This is a genomic window from Hydrogenophaga sp. GW101-3F08, from assembly GCF_059424585.1.
Genome location: NZ_JBWKZP010000001.1, coordinates 1,070,813 through 1,093,178, shown reverse-complemented (window position 1 = coordinate 1,093,178; position 22,366 = coordinate 1,070,813). Strand labels below are relative to the sequence as shown.

Sequence of the window (22,366 nt, the reverse complement as noted above, 5' to 3'; positions counted from 1 at the left end):
GGTCATGGGGCGGTGGCCTCCGAGGGGAGGGATTGTCCACCGTCCTGGCGCAGGCTCTGCAGCCGCTCACGCGCCGCGCCCAGGTGTTCGCGCAGGGTGTACCAGCGGTCTGCGTAGCGGTCGGGCAGATCGATCTGGGCCACCTGTTTGTCCAGTGCGTCCAGGCGGGTGAGCACTTCGCGGTGGGCCACGGGGTCGGTCGGTGGGGCCTGCGACAGGTCTTCTTCCAGAAACTTGAGCTGGCCGTAGAAGTACTGCAACGCCGCGTCCACGCGCCATTCGATGTAGCGGGGCGCGCGCAGCAGCAGCACCATGGTCAACAAGCCCAGCGGGACATAGACGAACAGGAACAGCTCGGCCCACTGGGCGGTGCGGTAGGGCAGCAGCGTCTCCAGCCAGGGTTGTTTGCCGTACCGGCTGCGCAGGGCCACGGGGGAAACCGGGAAATCGCTGCCAATGGTGCTGGGGTACTGGCCCTGTCCTTCCAGGAAACCGGCCATGGCGTGCAGTTCGCCGGCCACGTTGAGCAGGGCGCGTTGCAGGGCCGGGTGCAGGTCGGGGCGCACCAGCAGGTGCGTCAGCGTCACCATGGTCGGCAGGTCCGCCGCGGGCAGGTTGCTGCGCAGCTCGATGGACCCCTGGGGCATGACCACCGCCCGCAGCGTGGGCACCCGGGTGGCCAGAGCGCCGGCCCGTTCGACGGGCAGCAGGTGGACCTTGTCCAGCCGGGCCAGCGTGGCCGCGGTGTGCGAGTCGCCAGAGGCCACATGGACCACGGCGTCCACCCGGCCCTCGGCCAGGGCCGCCACCGCGTCTTCGCCGACGGCGGGCACGAAGCTAACTTCGCCCGGGGCGATCCGCGCGTGGGCCAGCAGCAGCTCGGCGGCCATGCGGTTGGAGGCACCGGGGACCGATGCGGCAATGCGTTGGCCCCTGAGCTGATCGAGCCGGTCGATGCCCTCGCGCGCGACCACCCAGACGATCTCGTGCCCGATCACCGACAGCGCCATCACCTGGGGCGCCGTGGGCGCGTACAAGCCCTGGGCAAACGTGACGTCGATCACTGTGTCGCCTTCGGCCATGCGCTGCAGCGGGTCCTGGGGGCGGGGGTGGGCCACGATGTCGACGGCGATCCCCATGCGCTCCAGCCGCTCGGCGTACAGGCGCGCCACGCGCAGGTAGCTGCTCTGGGCCGGCCCGGTGCCGATCACCACGCGCTGGGGCGGCAGGGGCCTGACAAACAAGGTGGCCAGCACCATCAGCAGCACGCTCCCTGCCGTGATCGGCAGGTACAGCAGCCACCAGCGTCGGCGGTAGAGCAGGGGCAGTCTCATCGGCCCCGGTAACTCCGCATGCGCCTGCGGACGAAGTCCACATGCTGGAGCAGGGTGTGCCAGCGCTGGGCCAGCTCCTTGGGCAATGGCATGGCGGCGATGGCCGCCTCCATCTTTTTGAGGCGGGCGTTGATGCGGCTGAGTTCGATTCCGCCGATGTCGACGTTGTGGTGGGCCAGGTCGTGCTCGATGAAGCGCAGTTCACCGTACCAGCGCGTCATCCGGCTCTCCAGCCGCACGCGCAGCAAGGCTGGAATGAACAGGAACAGCAGGCCGGCCACCAGCAGCAGCGGGACGCAGATCACCAACAGCCGCTGCACCACCTGGGCCCACCAGAAGGGCAGCAGGCGTTCGAGCCGGTTCAGGCCGCCGCCGAGCACCTGCCGGGCCTGGGCCGCGGCGGGAAAGTCGCTGCGCCGCAGGTTGGGGAAGTCGCCCGCCCGGTGAAACGGGCCGGCCTGCCCATGCACCTCCATGGCCACGGCGGTCGCCATGCGCTTGAGGGCGGGGTTCAGGTCTTCCCGGGCCAGCAGGTGCGTGGGGGTGGTCAGCAGGGGGGTGTCGGCCGCGGGCAGGTTCCGCCCCAGCCCGTCCTGGGGCAGCAGGCGGGTTTCGAGAAAGCCGTTGCGCTCGGAGAGCGCCGCAGTGCGCTGCAGCATGGCCAGGTGGACGCCGGGCGTGGTCAGCAGGGCCAGCACCCCGGGCGCCTGGGACGATGCGACCATGAACACCGCGTCCACCTCGTGGCGGACCAGGGCATCGCGCGCGGCCGCGCCGCTCAGAGCGGACCAGCGAACTTCGTCCAGGCCGATGCGTTGTTGCGAGAGCAGGCGTTGAAACAGCACACGATGCCCGCTGCCCTGCGGCCCGGCCGCCACCTGCAGGCCCGCCAGCCCCTCCAGCGAAGTGAGCGCCGGGTCCCGGCTGAACAGCCACAGACCCTCGATATCCACACTGGCCAGGGTCTGCACCCCACCCAAGCGCTCAGGCTGCCCGGGCTGGGACGACCAGCCGAACCCCCCTTGCACGAAGGCCAGATCCGCCTGCGCGGGGCTGTGACGCAGACGTTCCAGATTCTGTTGCGAGCCGTCCGAGGTTTCGATGGTCAGCGCGATGCCGTGGCGGGCAAAGGCCTGGGCATAACGATCGGCGAAGAGCCGGTAGGCCCCGTCGGGCTGGCCGCTGCTGATGGTGAGCCGGGTCTCGGGCATGGGGTACAGCCAGATCCAGGCCAGCCCGGCCAAGGCTGCCGCCACCAGGGCCACCGGCAGGCGGATCATCAACCAGCGGTGGCGGTACAGGGTGGCGGAGTTCATGCAGAGTCCATCCGGAACGTGGTCGGACTATATCGCCCACGTAACTTTTCGTACAACCCCGTTCGCACCGCAGCGGAAAAGAAAAAGGCCACCGGCTGGTGGCCCTGAAGAGAGCGGATTGTGCGCGGGCTCACATGCCCGCGTAGTTCGGCCCGCCGCCGCCTTCGGGCGTGACCCAGACGATGTTCTGCGTCGGGTCTTTGATGTCGCAGGTCTTGCAGTGCACGCAGTTCTGCGCGTTGATCACCAGTTGGTCGGCGCCGTCCTTGTTCACGAACTCGTACACGCCGGCCGGGCAGTAGCGGCTCTCGGGGCCGGCGTACTTGGCCAGGTTGATCGCCACCGGCACCGAGGCGTCTTTCAGCGTCAGGTGCGCAGGCTGCTGCTCTTCGTGGTTGGTGTTGGAGACGAACACGCTGGAGAGCCGGTCGAAGGTGATCACGCCGTCGGGCTTGGGGTAGCTGATCTGCGGCATCTCGGCGGCCGGGCGCAGCTTGGTGTGGTCCGGGGTGGTGTTGTGCAGCGTCCAGGGCGGCACGCTCACGCCCACCTTGGGCAGGAACCAGTGTTCGATGCCGGTCATGAGCTTGCCCACCAGCGGGCTCTTCTTGAACCAGTTCTTGAAGTTGCGGTAGGTCCACAGTTCCTCAAACAGCCAGCTCTTCTGGAAGCCTTCGGGAAAGGCCGTGAGTTCGTCGCTGCTGCGGCCGGCGGCCACGGCTTCGAACGCGGCCTCGGCACACAACATGCCGCTCTTGATGGCCGCGTGGCTGCCCTTGATGCGCGCGGCGTTCAGGAAACCGGCGTCGCAACCCACCAGGGCGCCGCCCGGAAACACCGTCTTGGGCAGGGCCTGGGGCGTGCCGTTGTTCAGCGCGCGGGCGCCGTAGCCCAGGCGCTTGCCGCCTTCGATGTGGGCCTTGATGGCCGGGTGGGTCTTCCAGCGCTGCATCTCCTCGAACGGGCTCATCCAGGGGTTCTGATAGTCCAGTCCGATCACATAACCGAGCGTGACCTTGTTGCCTTCAAGGTGGTACAGGAAGCCGCCGCCAAAGGTGTCGTCGGCCAGCGGCCATCCGGCGGTGTGCACCACCAGACCGGGCTTGGCCTTGTCGGCCGGCACTTCCCAGAGTTCCTTGATGCCGATGGCGAAGGTCTGCGCGTCCTTGCCTTCGTCGAGTTTGTATTTGGCGATCAGCTGCTTGCCCAGGTGGCCGCGGGCGCCTTCGGCGAATACGGTGTACTTGGCGTGCAGCTCCATGCCGATCTGGAAGCTGTCCATGGGTTCGCCGTCCTTGCCCACGCCGAGGTTGCCGGTGGCCACGCCCTTGACGGAACCGTCGTCGTTGTAGAGCACTTCGGCCGCGGCGAAGCCGGGGAAGATTTCCACGCCCAAGGCCTCGGCCTGCTCACCGAGCCACTTGGTGACCGCGCCCAGGCTGATCACGTAGCAGCCGTGGTTGTCGAAGTTGCGCGGCATCAGCCAGTCGGGCGTGCGGGTGGCACCGGTTTCACTGAGCACCAGCAGGTCGTCACCGGTCACGGGCTGGTTCAGCGGGGCGCCGAGTTCCTTCCAGTTCGGAAACAGTTCGGTGATGGCCTTGGGGTCCATGACCGCGCCCGAGAGGATGTGGGCACCGGGCTCGGAGCCCTTCTCCAGCACGCAGACATTGCACTCGCTGCCCTTTTCGGCGGCCAGTTGCTTCAGGCGGATGGCGGTGGCCAGGCCGGCCGGGCCGCCGCCGACGATCACCACGTCGTATTCCATGGCTTCGCGCGGGCCAAACTGGGCAAGGATTTCTTCAGAGGTCATGGGGGGTCTCGCGGATAATGGTTCTGGTGATCTTCACCCACGCGGTGCGTGCGTGCATGTCATCGGGCGGACAGCATTCTATGCTGCAGCGCCAGAAAATCGAACGATCGTGCTAATTTGCACCAGCCCGGAGATTATCCCGTGACCTACCAGATCGATTTGTCGGGCCGAGTGGCCCTCATCACCGGCGCGTCGGGTGGACTGGGCGAGCAGTTCGCCAAGACGCTGGCCCACGCGGGCGCGGCCGTGGTGCTGGCCGGCCGCCGCACCGACCGCCTCATGGCGCTGCGTGCGCACATCGAGGCCGAGGGCGGCGATGCCCATGTGGTGGCGCTGGACGTGACCGACATCGCGTCCATCAAGGCGGCGATCGCGCACGCGGAAACCGAAGTCGGCGCCATCGACATCCTGATCAACAACTCGGGCGTGAGCACCACGCAGCGTCTGCAGGACGTGAGCGAGGAAGACTACGACTTCGTTTTCGACACCAACACCAAGGGCGCCTTCTTCGTGGCGCAGGAAGTGGGCAAGCGCATGCTGGCGCGCGCCAACGGCGCGGCACCCGGTACCTATGTGGGCGGGCGCATTGTCAACATCGCGTCGATGGCTGGGCTCAAGGTGCTGCCGCAGATCGGCGTGTACTGCATGAGCAAGGCCTCCGTGGTGCACATGACCAAGGCGATGGCCATGGAGTGGGGGCGTTTCGGCATCAACGTGAACGCGATCTGCCCGGGTTACATCGACACCGAGATCAACCACCACCACTGGCAGACCGAGCAGGGCCAGAAGCTCATCAACATGCTGCCGCGCAAACGCGTGGGCCAGCCCGCCGATCTGGATGCGGTGCTGATGATGCTGTGCGCCAACGAGAGCCATTTCATCAACGGCGCGGTGATCGCGGCGGACGACGGCTTTGGGGTCTGAGGCTTGACGTCGGTTGACGCGGTGCAGCCCTCGGTCTGGCCGCCCGGCATGGTGACGGGCATTCTCGCGGGGCTGGGCGCGGGCGCTTTCTGGGGCATGACCTTCATTGCTCCGCTGATGGTCGAGGGCTTCAGTTCGGTGGACTTCACCGTGGGCCGCTTCGTGGCCTGCGGCCTGTTCTCCGCGCTGTTGCTGGCGATGGGGCATGTGCACCGCGCCGCGGGCGGGCCGGTGCCGCGCGTGCCCACGCTGCGGCAGGCCGGGGCGGCACTGGGCCTGAGCGTGCTGGGCTACACCGGTTATTACCTGCTGCTCGTGCTGGCCATCGCCGATGCGGGCGCGGCCTTGCCGGTGCTCATCATCGGCACGATCCCGCTGTGGGTCATGGTGCTGGGCAAGCCGCACGCTCTGCGCTGGAGCGCATTGGTGCCCGGGCTGCTGCTGACCGGGCTGGGCATGCTGCTCATGATGCGGGCCACGGGCGACACCGCCGTGGACGCCGGCGGCGCGCACCTGTGGCGCGGGATTCTGTACGCCGTTGCCGCCATGGCGAGCTGGACCGCCTTTGGCCTGCTCAACGCGGCCTGGTTGCGCCGCCACCCGGAAGTGAATTCAACCGACTGGGCCAACTGGCTGGGCGTGGCCGCGGGCGTGGGCGCATTGGGGCTGTGGGCCTTGTGGGGATCGGGCTGGGCCAGCATGACGGCCCAGCCGGGGTTCTGGCGTTTCGTGGCCGTGTGCGCGGTCACCGGCATCGGCTCGGCCTGGGTCGCCGCCGTGTTGTGGAACATGGCCAGCCGGCGCCTGAGCCCGAGCCTGGCCGGCCAGCTCATCGTGAGCGAAACCGTGTTCGGCCTGCTGTACACCTTCGTCTGGAGCGGGCACTGGCCCGCCCCCCTTCAATGGGCAGCCTGTGTTCTGTTCCTGCTGGGCATCCTGGCTTCGATCAACGCCCACCGATAACTGCTGTACCCCACATGAGACTCGAACTCCCCGCACAGAAGAAACGTGTGTTCAGCATGACCCTGCCGATCCGCTGGGGCGACATGGACGCCATGGGGCATGTGAACAACACGGTCTATTTCCGCTACCTGGAGATCGTGCGCATCGAATGGATGCGCTCCATCGGTTGCGAGCCCGACCCGAAAGGCGAGGGCCCGGTGATCGTCAACGCCTTCTGCAACTTCTACAAACAGCTCGAATTCCCAGGCGAGGTGATCGCGACCCTGTACGTGAGCGACGCGGGGCGCAGCAGTTTCGAGAGCTGGTGCACGCTCAGCCGTGCCGACGACCCCGAGACGGTGTACGCCGCCGGTGGCGCCACCACCGTGTGGGTCAACTTCCCGCAGCAGAAATCGGCCCCCATGCCCGAGCACATGCGGGCCCATCTGGTCTGAGCGGCTGACGAGGGGTCATTTCCCCTTCGGCACCCGCCCCATCAGGTAGAACTCGGGATTGGGCACCATGCCGCTGAAGCTGGCCATGCGGTTGGACAGGCCGAAGAAGGCGGTGATGGCGGCGATGTCCCAGGCGTCTTCGTCGCTGAAGCCGTGGGCGTGCAGGGCCTCGAAGTCGGCGTCCTCGATCTCATGCGAGGCCAGGCAGACCTTCATCGCGAAGTCGAGCATGGCGCGCTGGCGCGGCGTGATGTCGGCCTTGCGGTGGTTCACCGCCACCTGGTCGGCTACCAGCGGCTTTTTCTCGTAGATGCGCAGGATCGCGCCGTGCGCCACCACGCAGTACAGGCAGTGGTTGGCCGCGCTGGTGGTGGTGACGATCATCTCGCGGTCGCCCTTGGTGAGACCACTCTCGCGGCCCACGGTTTCGGGCGCCATGAGCGCGTCGTGGTAGGCGAAGAAGGCGCGCCATTCGGCCGGGCGCCGGGCCAGGGCGAGAAACACGTTGGGCACGAAGCCGGCCTTTTCCTGCACCTCCAGCACCTTGGCCTTGAGGTCCTCGGGCAGGGTGCTGAGGTCGGGCAGGGGATAACGTGGCGGGGTGCTGCTCATGGGTTGTCTCCGGGTCAGGTCGGTGTTTGCCAGGAAGTTTATCCTTGGCACCCGTCATCCACCCAACCCTGGAGCACCCCATGCAGGACGAGCAATACCACCGTGGCCTGGCCACCCGCCGCGAGGTCATGGGCGATGCGTTCGTGGACCGCGCGCTGGCCGGCGCCACCCCGTTCACCCAGCCCATGCAGGACCACATCTCGCGCGCCGCCTGGGGCGACGTCTGGCAGCGCGAGGGGCTGGACCGCAAGACGCGCAGCCTCATCACCGTGGCCATGCTGACGGCGCTGGGCAAGCAGCACGAACTCAAGGGCCATGTGTGCGGCGCGCTCAACAACGGCGCGACCGTGCAGGAAATCCAGGAGGTGTTGCTGCACGCCGCGGTGTATTGCGGCGTGCCCACCGCGGTCGACGCGTTTCGCAGCGCGGCCGAGGTGGTCGATGCGCCTGCGCCCTGAACCGATCCCGTTTCTTCCACAACCTTTGTCAGGAGTTTTCATGCACAGCTTTCGCCGGCATTTCATCGCCCGTACCCTGCGTTGCGCGCTCGCCATCGGCGCCACCCTGGGGGTGGGTCTGGCCGCGGCCCAGACGCAATCCACCCGGATCATGGTCGGCTTTCCAGCCGGTGGCGGCACCGACGCGATCGCCCGCATCCTGGCCGAGCGCCTGCAGGCCGACCTGGGCGCACCGGTGGTGGTGGACAACAAGCCCGGTGCGGGCGGCCAGCTCGCCGCGCAGGCGCTCAAGGCCGCGGCGCCCGATGGCCACACCCTGTTCCTCAGCCACGACCACAGCATCACCATCCTGCCCATGGTGACGAAGAACCCGGGCTACGACTCGGCGAAAGACTTCGTGCCGGTGGCCGGTTTCGCCACCTTCGTGAACGCCATCGCCCTGTCGGCCGGCACACCCGCCACCTCGCTCAAAGGCTATGCCGACTGGGTGCGCCAGCAGGGCGGCGGCAAGGGCACGGTGGGCATTCCCGCGCCCGGTTCGGTGCCGCAGTTTCTGGTGCAGGAGATCGCGAAGAAGAACCAGCTGGACCTCGTGGCCGCGCCGTACCGGGGCAGCGCGCCCATGATGGGCGACATGCTGGGCAACCAGATTCCCGCCGGTGTGGCCTCCATCCCCGACTTCATCGAGAACCACAGGGCCGGCAAGCTGCGCGTGGTGGCCGTCATGGGCACGCAGCGCCAGGCCGCCATGCCCGAGGTACCGACCTTTGCCGAACTCGGGCTGACGGGCTTTGAAGAGGTGCCGTACTACGGCGTGTTCGCGCCCGCGGGCACCCCCAAGGCGACGCTGGACAAGCTGGGCGCCGCGATCCAGAAGGCGATTGCCGTGCCCGAAGTGAAAGACCGGCTCACCGCCATGGGCCTGACCGTGGGCTACATGAGCTCCGAACAACTCGCCGCACGCGAGCGCAGCTACGCGAAGGTGTGGGCCAAGATCATCAAGGACAGCGGCTTCCAGCCGCAGTGAGCCGTCGGGTGGTTGCCGGCGCCGCCTTGCCATGTCCGCGCAAGGCGGGCCAGGCGGCTGCGGTCTGGCTGGTGGTGCAAAAACCGATGCAATCGTATGCATTGAAGCCTGCGGGTTTTGCCATTTGGCTGGGTTTCTTGGTAGAAACCCTTGCATGGACATGGATACTATGCATGGTTTCCACAATGTTTCCATTCCCCCATGCTTCATAAAAATCAATTGCGCGGCCTGGTTGCTGCTGGGATGACCCTGCTGGGCAGCACCTGTATTCAAGCCGGAGAGGTCGAGGTTCTGCACTACTGGACCTCGGGCGGCGAGGCCCAGTCGGTGCAGGAACTCAAGGCCATGATGACCGCACGGGGCCATTCCTGGAAAGACTTTTCCGTGGTGGGCGGCGCTGGTGAAAACGCCATGGAGACCCTGAAGCAGCGCGTGCTCGAAGGCCGGGCACCGGCCGCCGCCCTGATCAAGGGGCCTGCGATTCAGGAATGGGCCGAGCTGAACGCGCTGACCAGTCTGGATTCCATGGCGCTGTTTGACAAATGGGATGACGTTCTGCCCAAGGTGGTGGCCGACCAGATGAAGCACAAGGGCCACTATGTGGCGGTGCCGGTCAATGTGCACCGTGTCAACTGGCTGTGGGCCAACTCGGCGGTGCTGAAAAAGGCCGGGGTCACGGCCATGCCCCGGACTTGGGACGATTTTTTTGCCGCCGCCGACAAGATCCGTGGTGCGGGTCTTGTTCCCTTGGCCCATGGCGGACAGGACTGGCAGGACTTCACGGTGTTCGAGACCGTGGCGCTGGGTGTTGGTGGGCCTGAGTTCTACGACAAGGCGCTGCTCAAACTGGACAAGACCGCCATCGCCAGCGACGCGATGAAAAAGACCCTGGAAACCTTTCGCCGCCTCAAGACCTATGTCGATGACAAGGCACCCGGTCGCGACTGGAACGTCGCGACCGACATGGTGATCAAAGGCAAGGCCGGATTCCAGTTCATGGGAGACTGGGCCAAGGGCGAGTTCCTGGCCGCTAAACAGCAGCCGGGCAAAGACTTCACCTGCACGCCCGCGCCCGGCACGGCCAATGCCTACACCTTCAACGTCGATTCCTTTGCCATGTTCCAGCTCAAGAGCTGGGAGGCTCAAAAGGCCCAGGGCTATCTGGCCTATTTGCTGATGGGCAAAGACTTCCAGGAGCGGTTCAACCTGCGCAAAGGCTCTATCCCGGTGCATCTGAACCTGAACATGGACAAGTTTGACGAATGTGCGAAGCGCTCCAATGTTGACTTCGCGGCAACGGCCAAGGCGGGCACCTTGGTGCCTTCGGTGGCACACGGCATGGCGCTGTCGACGGCACAGCAAAAGGCCATGCGTGCGGCCGTGAGCGAGTTCTGGAACACGGACTCGATGTCGGTCGGTGATGCCATTGCCCGGCTGCAGACGCTCAATGCCCCCGTTGCGCCGATGGTGCCTGTCGTGGCCAAGCCGACCGCCGAGCCCAAGCCGGGGAAGGCCCCCCAGAAGAAATAGCCATCGGTGACTCAGCCCGCCAGCAAGCGGTGCACCAGATCCGGTGTGCTGTGTGCCTGGTATTTGCGCATCAGCCGCGCGCGGTAGATCTCGACCGTGCGGTGGCTGATGCCCAGCACCTTGCCGATCTCCTTGCTGGTCAGTCCGTCCATCAGAAAGGCGGCCACCTCGCGTTCGCGGCCGGTCAGTTCGGCCTTGACCGCGCGGCGTGAGCTCAGGTCCTCAAAGCTCCAGATGCCGGCCTCGTGCGGCGCTTCGCGGCGCAGGGCCCGGCCGGTGACGTGGCACCAGAAGGTTTCGCCCTTGAGGCGGCCGTCCACGCGTTTCATGATGCGGTCGTCGGCGTAGCTGCCGCTGCGCCCGAGGATCGGTGCGATGCGTGCGCCGGTGCGCTCGTACTCGTCGGCACTGGGGTAGAGCACCTGGAAACTCTGTCCGATGAGCTGCTCGCGGGTGGCGCCAAACATTTCGCACAGGGCCTGGTTGCAGTCCACAATCGTGCGCTGACGCGAGAGCACCAGCCCGAGCGGCGCCAGATCGAAGGCGAGGCGGTAGTCGATGCCGGAGAGGTCGGTGTTCGGGTTAGTCATTAGGTCAAACTACGTATGTTGTTACGTAGTATCGTTGCAGTCACCCCTGTTCAACCACTGGAGCAACCGACGTGAACAAGATTTACCCGAGCGCAGCCGAAGCCCTCAAGGGCGTGGTGGCCGACGGCCAGCTCATCGCCGTGGGCGGTTTTGGCTTGTGCGGCATCCCCGAGGCGCTGATCGACGCGCTGCGCGATTCCGGCGTGAAAAACCTGACCGCCATTTCCAACAACGCCGGCGTGGATGGCTTCGGCCTGGGCAAACTGCTGGAGACGCGACAGATCAAGAAAATGATCTCGTCCTATGTGGGCGAAAACAAGGAGTTCGAGCGCCAGTACCTGGCCGGTGAGCTCGAACTCGAATTCACGCCGCAGGGCACGCTGGCCGAGAAGCTGCGCGCCGGTGGCGCCGGCATTCCCGCCTTCTTCACCAAGACCGGCGTGGGTACGCTGGTCGCCGAGGGCAAGGAGCTGCGCGAGTTCGACGGCGAGACCTACGTGATGGAGCGCTCGCTGCTGCCCGAGGTGTCGCTGGTGAAAGCCGATGTGGCCGACATGTCCGGCAACTTGCGCTTCAACATGACGGCGCGCAATTTCAACCCCGCGGCCGCCACCGCCGGCAAGATCTGCATCGTGGAGGTGGAGCGCATCGTGGCCACCGGCGAGATCGCCCCCGACGACGTGCACCTGCCCGGCATCTACGTGCACCGCATCGTGCTCAACGCCAACCCGGAAAAGCGCATCGAGAAGCGCACCACCCGCGATAGGAAGTAATACCTTGTGGGACAGACCGCAGACGCGAAGCGGCCAGCTCTGTCCCCAACCGACTAAAGGAGATTTGAAATGCCTTGGACCCAAGACCAGATGGCCGCGCGTGCGGCGCAGGAGCTGCAGGACGGCTTTTACGTGAACCTCGGCATCGGCATCCCGACGCTGGTGGCCAACCACGTGCCCGACCACGTGGAGGTGTGGCTGCAGAGCGAGAACGGCATGCTGGGCATCGGCCCGTTTCCGTACGAGGACGAGGTGGACCCGGACCTGATCAACGCCGGCAAACAGACCGTGACCACGATGAAAGGGTCGGCCATTTTCGGCAGTGACCAGTCGTTCGCCATGATCCGCGGCGGCAAGATCAACCTGTCCATCCTCGGCGCCATGCAGGTGACGGACAAGGGCGACCTGGCCAACTGGATGATCCCCGGCAAGATGGTCAAGGGCATGGGCGGCGCCATGGACCTGGTGGCCGGCGTCAAGCGCGTGATCGTGCTGATGGAACACGTGGCCAAGAAGAAAGACGGCAGTGAAGACCTGAAGATCCTGCCCCAGTGCACCCTGCCGCTGACGGGCAAGGGCGTGGTCAACCGCATCATCACCGACCTAGCCGTGATGGACGTGACGCCCGAAGGTCTGAAGGTGGTGGAACTGGCGCCGGACGTGAGCCGCGAGTTCCTGCAGTCCAAGACCGGCGTCCCCTTGATCTGACACGGCGGTGGCCGCGCGCCGTCCGGCGTCCGGTCGCCAGCCACCCGTCGTCTATACTCGCGCCTCACCCGTCATTGGGGAGTAGCCGCTCTGCACCACGCAGAGGTCCGCGTCAACACACTTGGCCCCCATGGCCATGGCGCCGACAGCTTCAAGCCTGGCAAGACCTTTGACCGCACAACCTCCGGTAGGGCCGGGGCAGCTGTGCGGTCTTTTGGTTTTCCGGCCCCTGGAGCATTGTTTTGGACGCCTTCCTCCTTTCCACCGGAATCGTCGCCCTGGCCGAAATGGGCGACAAGACCCAGCTGCTGTCGCTGGTGCTGGCCGCGCGTTTCAGACGCCCCTGGCCCATCCTCTGGGGCATCCTTGCGGCCACGCTGCTCAACCACGCCCTGGCCGGCGCGGCGGGCGCCTGGGTCATGGCCACGGTGGGTCCGAACGTGATGCGCTGGGTGCTCGGTCTGTCCTTCATCGCCATGGCCGGCTGGATGCTGATCCCCGACAAGCTCGACGATGACGACGCCGTGCCCCAGCGGCGGTTCGGCGTGTTCGCCACCACCACCTGGACGTTCTTCCTGGCCGAGATGGGCGACAAGACCCAGATCGCCACCGTGGCCCTGGGCGCCCAGTACGCGCCGCTGGTGGCCGTGGTCGCTGGCACCACCCTGGGGATGATGCTGGCCAACGCGCCGGTGGTGTTCTTCGGGGACGCCCTCACGCGGCGCGTGCCCATCAAGGCGGTGCACGTCTTGGCGGCGCTGATCTTCGCGGTGCTGGGGGTGCTCGCGTTGCTCGGGGTGGGGTCGTCGTTCGTTGGCGGATGAGGGGTCGGTACCTTCCTCTTTTCCGCCCAGCGCAGTCCTGCGCAGACGTGAAACGAGGCCCGCTGGGGGCCTCGTTTCATTGTTCTGGAGCGGGTGAAGGGAATCGAACCCTCGTATGAAGCTTGGGAAGCTGCCGTTCTGCCATTGAACTACACCCGCGAGGCCTAGGAGTGTAAGCGATGGCGGGTGGCTCAGGCGATGAAGACGCGATGGGCCATCCAGTACAGGCCGGCGGCCAGCGCCATGGACACCGGCAGTGTCAGGACCCACGCAATCAGGATGCTGCTGATGGTCTTGCTTTGCAGGCCACTGCGGTTGGCCACCATGGTGCCGGCCACGCCGGACGAGAGCACGTGGGTGGTCGATACCGGTAGCGAGAACACGTTGGCCATGCCGATGGCCATGGCGGCGGTCACCTGCGCGCTCATGCCCTGGGAGTAGGTCATGCCCTGCTTGCCGATCTTTTCACCCACGGTCTTGACCACACGTTTCCAGCCGATCATGGTGCCGATGCCCAGCGCAAGGGCCACCGCAATCACTACCCAGAAAGGGGCGTATTCGGTGGACGCGGTGAGGTCCTTGCGCAGGCGCGCGAGATCGCGCTTTTCTTCCGCGGGCAGGTAGGCCAGGCGGGACACCTTGCGAGCCGTGTCGTCCAGGCACAGGATGTAGCGGCGGATGTCCACGCGGGTACGGGGGGCAAGGGTGGTGTAACTGGTCACGCCAACCAGACCGCGCTGCAGTGCGGCGATGGTGATTTCGGTCTGGTGCGGGTCGCAGCGGAATTTCGCGGGCAGTTCGCTGCCGTTCGCCTTGCCCAGCGCAAGGTACGTGGACAGCGTGGCGTTGTTGCGCTGGTAAAAATCGCTGAGGTACACGGCGGCGTCCCGCGTGCGGTCGATCTCGTATTTGCTGCTGCTCAGGTCGAGCACGAAATAGGAAGGCACGATGCCGATCAGCACCAGCATGATCAGGCCGATGCCCTTCTGTCCGTCGTTGGAGCCGTGCACAAAGCTCACGCCCAGCGCCGAGAGCACCAGCACCATGCGGCTCCAGAACGGGGGGTGTTTCTTGCCCACGTCTTCCATCCGCTTTTCGGGCGTCTTGTGCATGGTCGATCGCGGTTTCCACCATTTCAGTACCACCAGGATCAGGCCCGCCACCAGGAAACCCGCCAGGGGCGACAGGACCAGCGAAATCGCGATGTCGATCGCCTTCTGCCAGTTCACGCCTTGTGATAGCTCGATGTCTGTGATCAGGGCATTGGCCATGCCCACGCCCAGGATGGAGCCGATGAGGGTGTGTGAACTGGACGCGGGAATGCCGAGGAACCAAGTCCCCAGGTTCCAGGCGATGGCCGCGGTCAGCAGCGAGAACACCATGGCCAGACCCCGGCCGGAGTCCACGTCGATCAGCAACTCGACCGGCAGGAGGTGCACGATGGCGTAAGCCACGCCCACGCCACCCAGCAGCACGCCGAGGAAGTTGAACACGCCGGAAGAAAAGACCGCCACCGAGGGTGGCATGGCCCGGGTGTAGATCACGGTCGCCACCGCGTTGGCGGTGTCGTGGAATCCGTTGATGAATTCAAAGGCGAGAACGAACAGCAGGGCCACCAGCAGGCTGATGAGGAGCCAGGGTTCGAGGCTTCCGAGCATGGAGATCATGAATAGGGGGGCGAATGCGCAAAGAGGCTGCCATGGATGGCAGCCTCTTTACAGTGATGTGAAAGTTTTGTGACAACCCGGATTTTCGCTCATTCAGGAACAGGGCCCCGGCCCAGGACATGAACACGGCGCGCCTCGGCTGATCCGCCGGGGGTTGAACTACGCCCGCGATATCGGTTCGAACAATCACGCACGGGCGTGGTGCCGGTTTGAGCGGCTGTTTGTGTTCCCGGGAACACCCGCGCAGACCGCCTCGATGACCGATCAGGCGTCTATCTCACAGATCTTTCAAGGAGTTGCATATGCGTTTCCCTGCACAAATGGTTCTCGTTGGCGCGCTCACAGCGGCGCTCGTCGGATGCGGCGCAACGGGTGGTCCGAAAGAGACCGGTGGCACGGTCATTGGCGGCGTGCTCGGCGGCGCCCTGGGGTCGCAGGTGGGTGGTGGGCGGGGGCGCACGGCGGCCACGATTGTGGGCGCCCTGATCGGCGCCAACATCGGCGCCAACGTCGGGCGTTCCATGGACGACAACGACCGGCGGCGCACGGCCTATGCCCTGGAAACCTCCAGCACGGGCCAGCCGACCCAGTGGGTCAACCCCGATACCCGCAACCAGTACACCGTGACGCCCACACGCACCTATGAGTCGGCGGGCGCACCCTGCCGCGAATACACGATGCGGGCGGTGGTGGGCGGTCGTCCCGACGACGTGTATGGCCGGGCCTGCCGGCAACCCGATGGCAGCTGGCAGGTGGTGAACTGAACGGCGCCGGAGATACCGATCTCCCCTCTGTGACCGATCGACTCCGGAGCGCGCACCGCCGCGAACGGAAGCGCACCCGTCCAGAAGCGACAAGGGTCCGGCTCCGCCGGCCCGAGGCGCTGTCCCCCTCCAAGCCGAAGGCGCAAGAGAGGGGGAAGCCGCGTCAGCGGCGCAGGGGGAGCGTTCTATTTCTGGATGTCGCCCAGGCAGAGGTACTTGATCTCGACGTAGTCGTCCATGCCGTGGTGCGAGCCCTCGCGGCCCAGACCCGACTGCTTCACGCCGCCGAACGGCACGTGTTCGGTGGCCAGGATGCCGACGTTGATGCCGACCATGCCGTATTCCAGCGCTTCGGCCACGCGGTAGATGCGGCCGATGTCGCGGCTGTAGAAATAGCTGGCGAGGCCGAACTCGGTGTTGTTCGCGGCGTCAATCGCTTCCTGCTCGGTCTTGAACTTGAACACCGGCGCGAAGGGGCCGAAGGTTTCCTCGCGGGCGCAGAGCATGTCTGAGGTGGCGTCGGCCACCACGGTGGGTTCGAAGAACTGGCCGCTCAGGCGGTTGCCGCCGACCAGAACCCGGCCACCCTTGGCGCGGGCGTCGTCCACGTGGCGCTGCACCTTCTCCAGCGCAGCTTCCTCGATCAGCGGACCCTGGTTCACGCCGTCTTCAAAACCGTTGCCGACCTTGGCGGTCTTGACCTTGGCGGCGAACTTGGCGACGAACTCGTCGTACACGCCTTCTTGCACATAGAGGCGGTTGGAGCAGACGCAGGTCTGGCCGGCGTTGCGGTACTTGCTGGCGAAAGCGCCTTCCACGGCGGAGTCGATGTCGGCGTCGTTGAACACGATGAAGGGCGCGTTGCCGCCGAGTTCGAGCGACATCTTTTTCACCGTGGGCGCGCTCTGCGCCATCAGGATGCGGCCGACTTCGGTGGAGCCGGTGAAGCTGATGTGGCGCACCACGTCGGAGGCGCAGATGACCTTGCCCACGGCGATGGAGTTGGACGCATCGGCGGTGATCATGTTGAGCACGCCGGCCGGGATGCCGGCGCGAATGGCCAGCTCGGCCGCGGCCAGCGCGGTCAGCGGCGTGAGTTCGGCGGGCTTGATGATCACCGGGCAGCCGGCGGCCAGCGCGGGCGCCACCTTGCGCGTGATCATGGCGAGCGGGAAGTTCCAGGGCGTGATGGCGGCGCAGACGCCGATCGGCTGCTTGAGCACCATCAGGCGTCGGTTGTTGTCGAACTGCGGCAGGGTCTCGCCGTTCACGCGCTTGGCCTCTTCGGCGAACCACTCGACAAAGCTCGCGCCGTAGGCCACTTCACCCTTGGCTTCGGCCAGCGGCTTGCCCTGTTCGGCGGTCATGATGCGGCCCAGGTCGTCCTGGTTGGCCATCAGCAGGTCGTACCACTTGCGCAGGATGATGCTGCGCTCCTTGGCGGTCTTGGTTTTCCAGCCGGCCCACGCTGCGTTGGCGGCGGCAATGGCCTTTTCGGCATCGGCCGGGCCGAGGTTGGCCACGTCGGCCAGCTTCTGGCCGGTGGCCGGGTCGAGCACGTCAAAGCGGCTGCTGCCCTTGACCCACTCGCCGTTGATCAGCGCGTCGGTTTTCAGCAGGGTCGGGTCCTTGAGCAGGGCCAGGGGGGAAGTCTTCATGTCCATAGGGTCTCCTTGGATGGGTTGGGAGGAATTTTATTTAACTTATTAAACAATTGCAGCCGGAGGGTGATGCGGCGCCTCCGGCTTCGCGGGGTCTGGATCGGGATTCACTTCAGCAGCTCGGCCAGCTTCTTTTCGATCTGCGCACCGTTGCTCACCCAGTATGACGGGCTGAAAGCCAGCGAGCGACGCAGGTTGCCGGGGGCCGAGGGCAGGTCGCTGGGCGCCATCGACAGGTCGATCAGGTGCTTGTCGTCGAGCACTCGCTTGCGGCCGGTGTCGTAAGCGAGGATCGCGTTGTAGTTGGTCGGGCCGTAGGTGATCTCGCGCGAGAAGGCCAGTTGCGCCGGGTCCGACGTCGCGAAGTTCACGAAGGCGCGCGCCCGGTCGGCACGGGGCGAGCCCTTGACGATGGCCCAGTAGTCGAGGTCGTAGATCGCGTCGTTCCAGGCGATGGTCAGGCCATCAGCACCGTCGGCCACGGCGGCCGAGATGCGCCCGTTGTAGGCCGTGCTCATGACCCATTCGCCGCTGGCCAGCGCCTTGGGCGGTTGTGAGCCCGATTCCCACCAGACGATGTGGGGCTTGAGCTGCTGCAACTTGTTGAGCGCACGCTGCAGGCCGGCCTCGGTGCCCAGCGTGGCGTAGACGTCGCGGCGGTGCACACCGTCGGCCATCAACGCGAATTCGAGGTTGTAGCGGGCGCCCTTGCGCATGCCGCGCTTGCCCGGAAATCTCTTGACGTCCCAGAAATCGACCCAGCCGGTCGGTGCGGTCTTCAGCGTCGCGCTGTTGTAGGCCAGCACGGTCGACCAGACGAAAGCGCCGACACCGCAGGCCTGCACGCTGCCGGGCATGAGCATCGACGCGTTCTTGACCTGGGCCTTGTCGAAGGGCTCGAACAGACCTTCCTTGCAGCCCACGGTCAGTTCCGACGACTCCACCTCGACCACGTCCCAGGTGGGGTTCCTGGCCTGCACCATCTTGCGCACCGCGCCGAGGTCGCCGTCGTACTCCACGCCCTGGGCGGCCGAGTTCGATTCACGGGCAAAGGGTTTGAGGAACGCGACTTCCTGGGCCTTGCCGTTGGCGCCGCCGAAATTGGCGACCACCAAGGGTGCCGTCTGGGCCGATGCCATCACGGGGAGTGCGAGGGCCAGCAGAAAAAGGCGTGGGGATGGCATGGTGATGGGGCTTCGGCGGGGTCCGCCATGGGGCTTCAGGCCCGCCGGATGAATCTGGTCGGGTGGTGGGGCGACGGCAGGCGTTCAGCGCATTTCGATTTCCACGAACACGACTTCGTGTTGCGTGGGGTTGATGACGTTGTGTTCCACGCCGACGTTGCGCGTGTAGGACTGTCCCGGCGTCAATGGCGACGTGCGGTGGCCTTCTGGGGTTTCCAGCAGCAGTTCGCCACCGGTCATGGGGACGACCACATAGTCGTGCGCGTGGCGGTGCCAGCCGGTTTCCGCGCCGGGTGCGAAACGCCACTCGGTGACGATGACGCGTTCATTGGAGATCTGCACGGTGGGAACGGCTTGGGGGCGGCTCATGGGGTCTTCCTTGTGGCAAAGGGGCTTCAGCGGTAGGCCACGCCGGGCAACACGCAGAGCATCTCAAACAGCAGGTTGGCGCCCAGCAGGGCGGTGTTGCCGCTGGTGTCGTAGGCGGGCGAGACCTCGACCAGATCGCAGCCCACCAGATTCAGGCCTCGGCTGCCGCGCACGATCTCCAGCGCCTGCGGCACGGTCAGGCCACCGATCTCGGGCGTGCCGGTGCCACCGGCGTAGGCCGGGTCGATGCCGTCGATGTCGAAGCTCAGGTAGGTGGGCGTGTCGGGGCCGATCTTGTCGCGGATCTGCGCCATCAGCGGCGCCAGGCTGGTCCACCAGACCTCGTGCGCGGGCACGATGGTGAAGCCCTGCTGGCGCGGCCAGTCGAAATCGTCGGCCGAATAACCGCTGCCGCGCAAGCCGATCTGCCAGACCTTGTCGTCGATCAGCAGGCCTTCTTCCACCGCACGGCGGAAGGGGGTGCCGTGGGCAATGGCCTCGCCGAACATGTCGGGGTTCACGTCGGCGTGCGCGTCCACGTGGATCATCGCCACCGGGCCGTGTGTCGCCTTCATGGCGCGCAGGATGGGCAGGGCGATGGTGTGGTCGCCGCCCAGCGTGAGCGGGATGCAGCCGGCCTCAATGATGGGGCGGTAGTGCTGCTCGATGAGGTCCACCGACTTCAGCAGGTTGTAGGTGTTGATGGCCACGTCGCCGAGGTCGGCCACCTGCAGCGCGTCGAAGGGCGCGGCGCCGGTCGCCATGTTGTAGGGGCGGATCAGGCACGACTCGGCGCGGATCTGGCGCGGACCGAAGCGCGCGCCCGGGCGGTGGCTGGTGCCGGTGTCCAGGGGCACGCCGACGAAGCCGGCGTTCAGGCCGTGGGCACTGGTCGCGACCGGTAGCCGCATCATGCTGGCCAGGCCACCGAAACGCGGCATGACGTTGCCGCCCAGCGGCTGGTTGAAATGGGTGGGATGGGGCATATGCGGTGTCTTCACCAGCACGCGCCGTGGAACCGGCTTTGCCGGGCCACTGGTGCGGTCCCCCTGAAGGGGGAAGACGCGAAGCGGCGCAGGGGGTGTTTCATGTTCGGGGGCGTGTCAGCTGGTAATCCAGATGGGCCTTCACGGTCGGCCATTCACCGGCCAGGATGCTGTAAACGCAGGTGTCGCGCAGCGCGCCCTGCGCGTCAGGGTGGCGGTTGATCTGGTGCGAACGCAGTACGCCGTCGAGCTTGGCGCCCAGGCGCTCGATGCCGCGCCGGCTCTGGTGGTTGAAGAAGTGGGTGCGGAACTCCACCGCGATGCAGTCCAGCGTCTCGAACGCGTGGGTCAACAGCAGGCGCTTGCACTCGGTGTTGAGCGGGCCGCGCTGCACGGCGGTGCGGTACCAGGTGGAGCCGATCTCGACCCGGCGGTTGGCGGCGTCGATGTTCATGAAGGTGGTCATGCCGACCGCCTTGCCGCTGGCGTCCAGCACCGCGAACGGCAGCATGCTGCCGGTTTTCTGCAGGCCCAGGCGGCGTTCGATTTCGGCGGCCATGCCCTCGGGTGTGGGGACGCTGGTGTACCAGAGCTTCCAGAGTTCGCCGTCGCGAACGGCCTCGATCAGGTCGTCGTGGTGGGCAGGGCGCAAGGGCACCAGCTTGGCGTGCTGGCCGGTCAGGGTGGTGTCGGCGGTGAAGGTCATGGGGGAGGATTTTGAGGGGTGCTGGCCGGTTGCTCAGTAGGGGCCCTGGCGCCTGGCGGTGGCGTCATCCAGGGCAAAGAAGCCACAGAGCTCGGCGTCTGGAATCTGCTGTTCAGCGTGGTCGAACCGCCCGTGTTCCAGCATGGTCCGTGCGGCTCGGCGGACCAGTCCGAGGCTGGCGCGCGCGAGGCTGCCCCCGACGCTGATGCGCCGCACGCCCAGGCCGCGCAGGTCCGCCACCGTCAACGAAGACGAAGCCAGTCCCATCACGACATTGACCGGCGCGGGCACTTCGTGGACCAGCCGTTCGATGTCAGCGGCGGTCGTCAGGCCTGGAACAAAGACGCAATCCGCGCCCGCCTCCACGAAGGCCTGGCACCGTTCGATGGCCTGCGGCAGGGCCTGTGCACCACCGGTCAGGCAGGTGTCTGTCCTCGCGGTGAGCGTGAACCAGGGGCTTGCGGCGCGTGCCGCGCGAATGCGGTCAACGGCGAGTGCCAGGTCGTACAGACCGGTTGGGCTGTCGGGGCTGGCATCCTCGATGTTGCCGCCAACGGCGCCGGCCTGGATGGCCATGGCAACGGTTTGCGCCACCTCGTCCGGGCCGGTACCGAAGCCCGCCTCCAGGTCGGCGCTGACGGGCACCGAGACCGATGAGGCGATGCGGTGCACGGCGTCCATCATCTCGGCGCGACCGAGGGCCTCCGCGCCGTCCGGAAGCCCGCGTGAAAACGCGATGCCGGCGCTGGTGGTGCCCAGTGCCGAGAACCCCTGGGCCGACAGGATGCGGGCGCTGCCCGCGTCCCAGGCATTGGGCATCAGGAAGCAGCCGCTGTTCCCATGCAGATTCCTGAAAGCGGTGGCCTTTTCTGCGGTGTTCATGGATCGAGCCCCAGGGGGCCTTTCACTTGCGGCGCCCGCGCAGCCACTCCAGCGTGAGCATGAGCGCGGTGGTGAACAGGATCAGCAGCGTGGCAACGGCGGCGATGGTGGGCGAGATGTTTTCGCGGATGCCGGTGAACATCTGGCGCGGCAGCGTGACCTGCTCGGGGCCGGCGAGGAACAGCGTGACCACGACCTCGTCGAACGAGGTGGCGAACGCGAACAACGCGCCCGAGATCACCCCGGGCGCGATGACCGGCAGCGTGACGCGGAAGAAGGTTTCCAGCGGGCTCGCGCCCAGGCTCAGGCTGGCCTTGACCAGGTTGTGGTTGAAGCTCTGCAACGTGGCCAGCACGGTGGTGACCACGAAGGGCGCACCCAGCGCTGCGTGCACGATCACCAGGCCCAGATAGGTGTCGTTCAGGCCCCATCTGGCGAAGTACAGGTAGCTGCTCACGCCGACCACCACGATCGGCACCACCATGGGCGCGATCAGCAGGCCGGTGATGAAGCCCTTGCCGAAGAACCGGCTTTGCGACAGCCCCACGGCGGCGAGCGTGCCCAGTACCGTGGCGAGCAGGGTGGCCAGCGGGGCCACGATGAAGCTGTTGCGGGTGGCACGCGCCCAGTCGGACGAATTCCACATCTCGCGGTACCACTGCAGCGACCAGCCTTCGATGGGGTAGGCCAGAAAGGACGAGTCGCTGAACGACAGCGGAATGATCACCACCACCGGCAACAGCAGGTAGGCCAGCACGGCGATGCCGGTGCCGCGCAGGGCAAACCAGCCGAGCTTGTCGAGCAGCTTGTAGTAGGCGGGGAAGACGGGCAGGAGTTTCAT

At 66.2% G+C, this 22,366-nt stretch carries 23 protein-coding genes, 1 tRNA gene and 1 riboswitch; of the genes, 10 read left to right on the top strand and 14 right to left on the bottom strand.

All coding sequences use genetic code 11. The features are described from left to right. Positions 1 to 2: 2 nt before the first annotated feature. From AC07YZ_RS05415 to AC07YZ_RS05405, 3 genes are all read right to left on the bottom strand, one after another. Positions 3 to 1,334 carry an ABC transporter substrate-binding protein gene (locus AC07YZ_RS05415; protein WP_494793998.1) on the bottom strand — a complete coding sequence of 444 codons (1,332 nt, stop codon included), beginning with the start codon at positions 1,332 to 1,334 and terminating at the stop codon, positions 3 to 5. Beyond that, positions 1,331 to 2,650: a TAXI family TRAP transporter solute-binding subunit gene (locus AC07YZ_RS05410; RefSeq protein WP_494793997.1), complete on the bottom strand. Its 1,320-nt coding sequence runs from the start codon at positions 2,648 to 2,650 to the stop codon at positions 1,331 to 1,333. The genes AC07YZ_RS05415 and AC07YZ_RS05410 overlap by 4 nt, the downstream gene beginning before the upstream one ends. Positions 2,651 to 2,780: 130 nt before the next feature. After that, positions 2,781 to 4,463 (bottom strand): electron transfer flavoprotein-ubiquinone oxidoreductase, encoded by a 1,683-nt coding sequence (locus AC07YZ_RS05405; protein ID WP_494793996.1) that lies wholly within the window; start codon positions 4,461 to 4,463, stop codon positions 2,781 to 2,783. A gap of 141 nt (positions 4,464 to 4,604) precedes the next feature. Between AC07YZ_RS05405 and AC07YZ_RS05400 the strand changes: the two genes are divergently transcribed. The 3 genes from AC07YZ_RS05400 to AC07YZ_RS05390 are packed head-to-tail and all read left to right on the top strand — an operon-like array spanning position 4,605 to position 6,784. Beyond that, on the top strand, positions 4,605 to 5,387 hold the full coding sequence (locus AC07YZ_RS05400; protein ID WP_494793995.1) for an SDR family oxidoreductase: 783 nt from the start codon (positions 4,605 to 4,607) through the stop codon (positions 5,385 to 5,387). A 3-nt stretch (positions 5,388 to 5,390) separates the two neighbouring features. Further along, positions 5,391 to 6,350 (top strand): DMT family transporter, encoded by a 960-nt coding sequence (locus AC07YZ_RS05395; protein ID WP_494793994.1) that lies wholly within the window; start codon positions 5,391 to 5,393, stop codon positions 6,348 to 6,350. Between the two features lie 14 nt (positions 6,351 to 6,364). Then, positions 6,365 to 6,784 (top strand): acyl-CoA thioesterase, encoded by a 420-nt coding sequence (locus tag AC07YZ_RS05390; RefSeq protein ID WP_494793993.1) that lies wholly within the window; start codon positions 6,365 to 6,367, stop codon positions 6,782 to 6,784. Positions 6,785 to 6,799: 15 nt separating this feature from the next. Here AC07YZ_RS05390 and AC07YZ_RS05385 read toward each other — a convergent pair whose 3' ends face one another. Continuing rightward, on the bottom strand, positions 6,800 to 7,396 hold the full coding sequence (locus AC07YZ_RS05385) for a peroxidase-related enzyme (protein ID WP_494793992.1): 597 nt from the start codon (positions 7,394 to 7,396) through the stop codon (positions 6,800 to 6,802). A gap of 80 nt (positions 7,397 to 7,476) precedes the next feature. Between AC07YZ_RS05385 and pcaC the strand changes: the two genes are divergently transcribed. The 3 genes from pcaC (at position 7,477) to AC07YZ_RS05370 (ending at position 10,411) form a co-directional block, all read left to right on the top strand. Next, a complete protein-coding gene (pcaC, locus tag AC07YZ_RS05380) occupies positions 7,477 to 7,854 on the top strand; it encodes a 4-carboxymuconolactone decarboxylase (RefSeq protein ID WP_494794040.1) in 378 nt (125 codons plus the stop codon). A gap of 40 nt (positions 7,855 to 7,894) precedes the next feature. Then, positions 7,895 to 8,881: a Bug family tripartite tricarboxylate transporter substrate binding protein gene (locus AC07YZ_RS05375; RefSeq protein WP_494793991.1), complete on the top strand. Its 987-nt coding sequence runs from the start codon at positions 7,895 to 7,897 to the stop codon at positions 8,879 to 8,881. Between the two features lie 201 nt (positions 8,882 to 9,082). Then, entirely contained in the window at positions 9,083 to 10,411 is a 1,329-nt protein-coding gene (locus AC07YZ_RS05370; RefSeq protein WP_494793990.1) for an ABC transporter substrate-binding protein, read from the top strand. 11 nt (positions 10,412 to 10,422) lie between these two features. Here the strand turns inward: AC07YZ_RS05370 and AC07YZ_RS05365 are convergent, their stop codons facing one another. Then, positions 10,423 to 11,001, bottom strand: coding sequence for a LuxR C-terminal-related transcriptional regulator (locus AC07YZ_RS05365; protein WP_226492440.1), 579 nt, complete (start codon positions 10,999 to 11,001; stop codon positions 10,423 to 10,425). A gap of 71 nt (positions 11,002 to 11,072) precedes the next feature. Between AC07YZ_RS05365 and AC07YZ_RS05360 the strand changes: the two genes are divergently transcribed. The 3 genes from AC07YZ_RS05360 to AC07YZ_RS05350 all read left to right on the top strand — a co-directional run bounded on the left by AC07YZ_RS05360 (position 11,073) and on the right by AC07YZ_RS05350 (position 13,306). Beyond that, a complete protein-coding gene (locus AC07YZ_RS05360) occupies positions 11,073 to 11,774 on the top strand; it encodes a CoA transferase subunit A (RefSeq protein WP_226492441.1) in 702 nt (233 codons plus the stop codon). A gap of 69 nt (positions 11,775 to 11,843) precedes the next feature. Beyond that, positions 11,844 to 12,482 carry a CoA transferase subunit B gene (locus AC07YZ_RS05355; protein WP_226492442.1) on the top strand — a complete coding sequence of 213 codons (639 nt, stop codon included), beginning with the start codon at positions 11,844 to 11,846 and terminating at the stop codon, positions 12,480 to 12,482. Between the two features lie 64 nt (positions 12,483 to 12,546). Continuing rightward, positions 12,547 to 12,718: riboswitch (yybP-ykoY riboswitch) on the top strand. A gap of 6 nt (positions 12,719 to 12,724) precedes the next feature. Beyond that, complete coding sequence (locus AC07YZ_RS05350; protein ID WP_494793989.1) at positions 12,725 to 13,306, top strand: TMEM165/GDT1 family protein; 582 nt, start codon at positions 12,725 to 12,727, stop codon at positions 13,304 to 13,306. Positions 13,307 to 13,391: 85 nt separating this feature from the next. Here the strand turns inward: AC07YZ_RS05350 and AC07YZ_RS05345 are convergent. Together AC07YZ_RS05345 and AC07YZ_RS05340 are read right to left on the bottom strand one after the other, a co-directional pair. After that, positions 13,392 to 13,465, bottom strand: a tRNA-Gly gene (locus AC07YZ_RS05345). A 32-nt stretch (positions 13,466 to 13,497) separates the two neighbouring features. After that, positions 13,498 to 14,973 carry an inorganic phosphate transporter gene (locus tag AC07YZ_RS05340; protein WP_226492444.1) on the bottom strand — a complete coding sequence of 492 codons (1,476 nt, stop codon included), beginning with the start codon at positions 14,971 to 14,973 and terminating at the stop codon, positions 13,498 to 13,500. A 302-nt stretch (positions 14,974 to 15,275) separates the two neighbouring features. On the opposite strand from AC07YZ_RS05340, the gene AC07YZ_RS05335 reads away from it, so the two are divergent. Further along, positions 15,276 to 15,737 (top strand): RT0821/Lpp0805 family surface protein, encoded by a 462-nt coding sequence (locus tag AC07YZ_RS05335; protein WP_226492445.1) that lies wholly within the window; start codon positions 15,276 to 15,278, stop codon positions 15,735 to 15,737. Between the two features lie 185 nt (positions 15,738 to 15,922). Here AC07YZ_RS05335 and AC07YZ_RS05330 read toward each other — a convergent pair whose 3' ends face one another. The 7 genes from AC07YZ_RS05330 to AC07YZ_RS05300 form a co-directional block, all read right to left on the bottom strand. Next, positions 15,923 to 17,401, bottom strand: a complete 1,479-nt coding sequence (locus AC07YZ_RS05330; protein WP_494793988.1) for an NAD-dependent succinate-semialdehyde dehydrogenase — start codon at positions 17,399 to 17,401, stop codon at positions 15,923 to 15,925. A gap of 104 nt (positions 17,402 to 17,505) precedes the next feature. Next, on the bottom strand, positions 17,506 to 18,582 hold the full coding sequence (locus AC07YZ_RS05325; RefSeq protein WP_494793987.1) for an ABC transporter substrate-binding protein: 1,077 nt from the start codon (positions 18,580 to 18,582) through the stop codon (positions 17,506 to 17,508). Between the two features lie 84 nt (positions 18,583 to 18,666). Next, positions 18,667 to 18,951, bottom strand: a complete 285-nt coding sequence (locus AC07YZ_RS05320; protein WP_226492448.1) for a cupin domain-containing protein — start codon at positions 18,949 to 18,951, stop codon at positions 18,667 to 18,669. Positions 18,952 to 18,977: 26 nt separating this feature from the next. After that, the gene (gene speB, locus AC07YZ_RS05315) at positions 18,978 to 19,937 is read right to left on the bottom strand and encodes an agmatinase (protein WP_494793986.1); all 960 of its coding nucleotides are present in this window, start codon (positions 19,935 to 19,937) and stop codon (positions 18,978 to 18,980) included. Between the two features lie 100 nt (positions 19,938 to 20,037). Further along, a complete protein-coding gene (locus AC07YZ_RS05310) occupies positions 20,038 to 20,643 on the bottom strand; it encodes a GNAT family N-acetyltransferase (RefSeq protein WP_494793985.1) in 606 nt (201 codons plus the stop codon). A 33-nt stretch (positions 20,644 to 20,676) separates the two neighbouring features. Beyond that, a complete protein-coding gene (locus AC07YZ_RS05305; protein ID WP_494793984.1) occupies positions 20,677 to 21,525 on the bottom strand; it encodes an isocitrate lyase/PEP mutase family protein in 849 nt (282 codons plus the stop codon). A 22-nt stretch (positions 21,526 to 21,547) separates the two neighbouring features. Then, positions 21,548 to 22,366 (bottom strand): ABC transporter permease, encoded by an 819-nt coding sequence (locus tag AC07YZ_RS05300; protein ID WP_226492452.1) that lies wholly within the window; start codon positions 22,364 to 22,366, stop codon positions 21,548 to 21,550.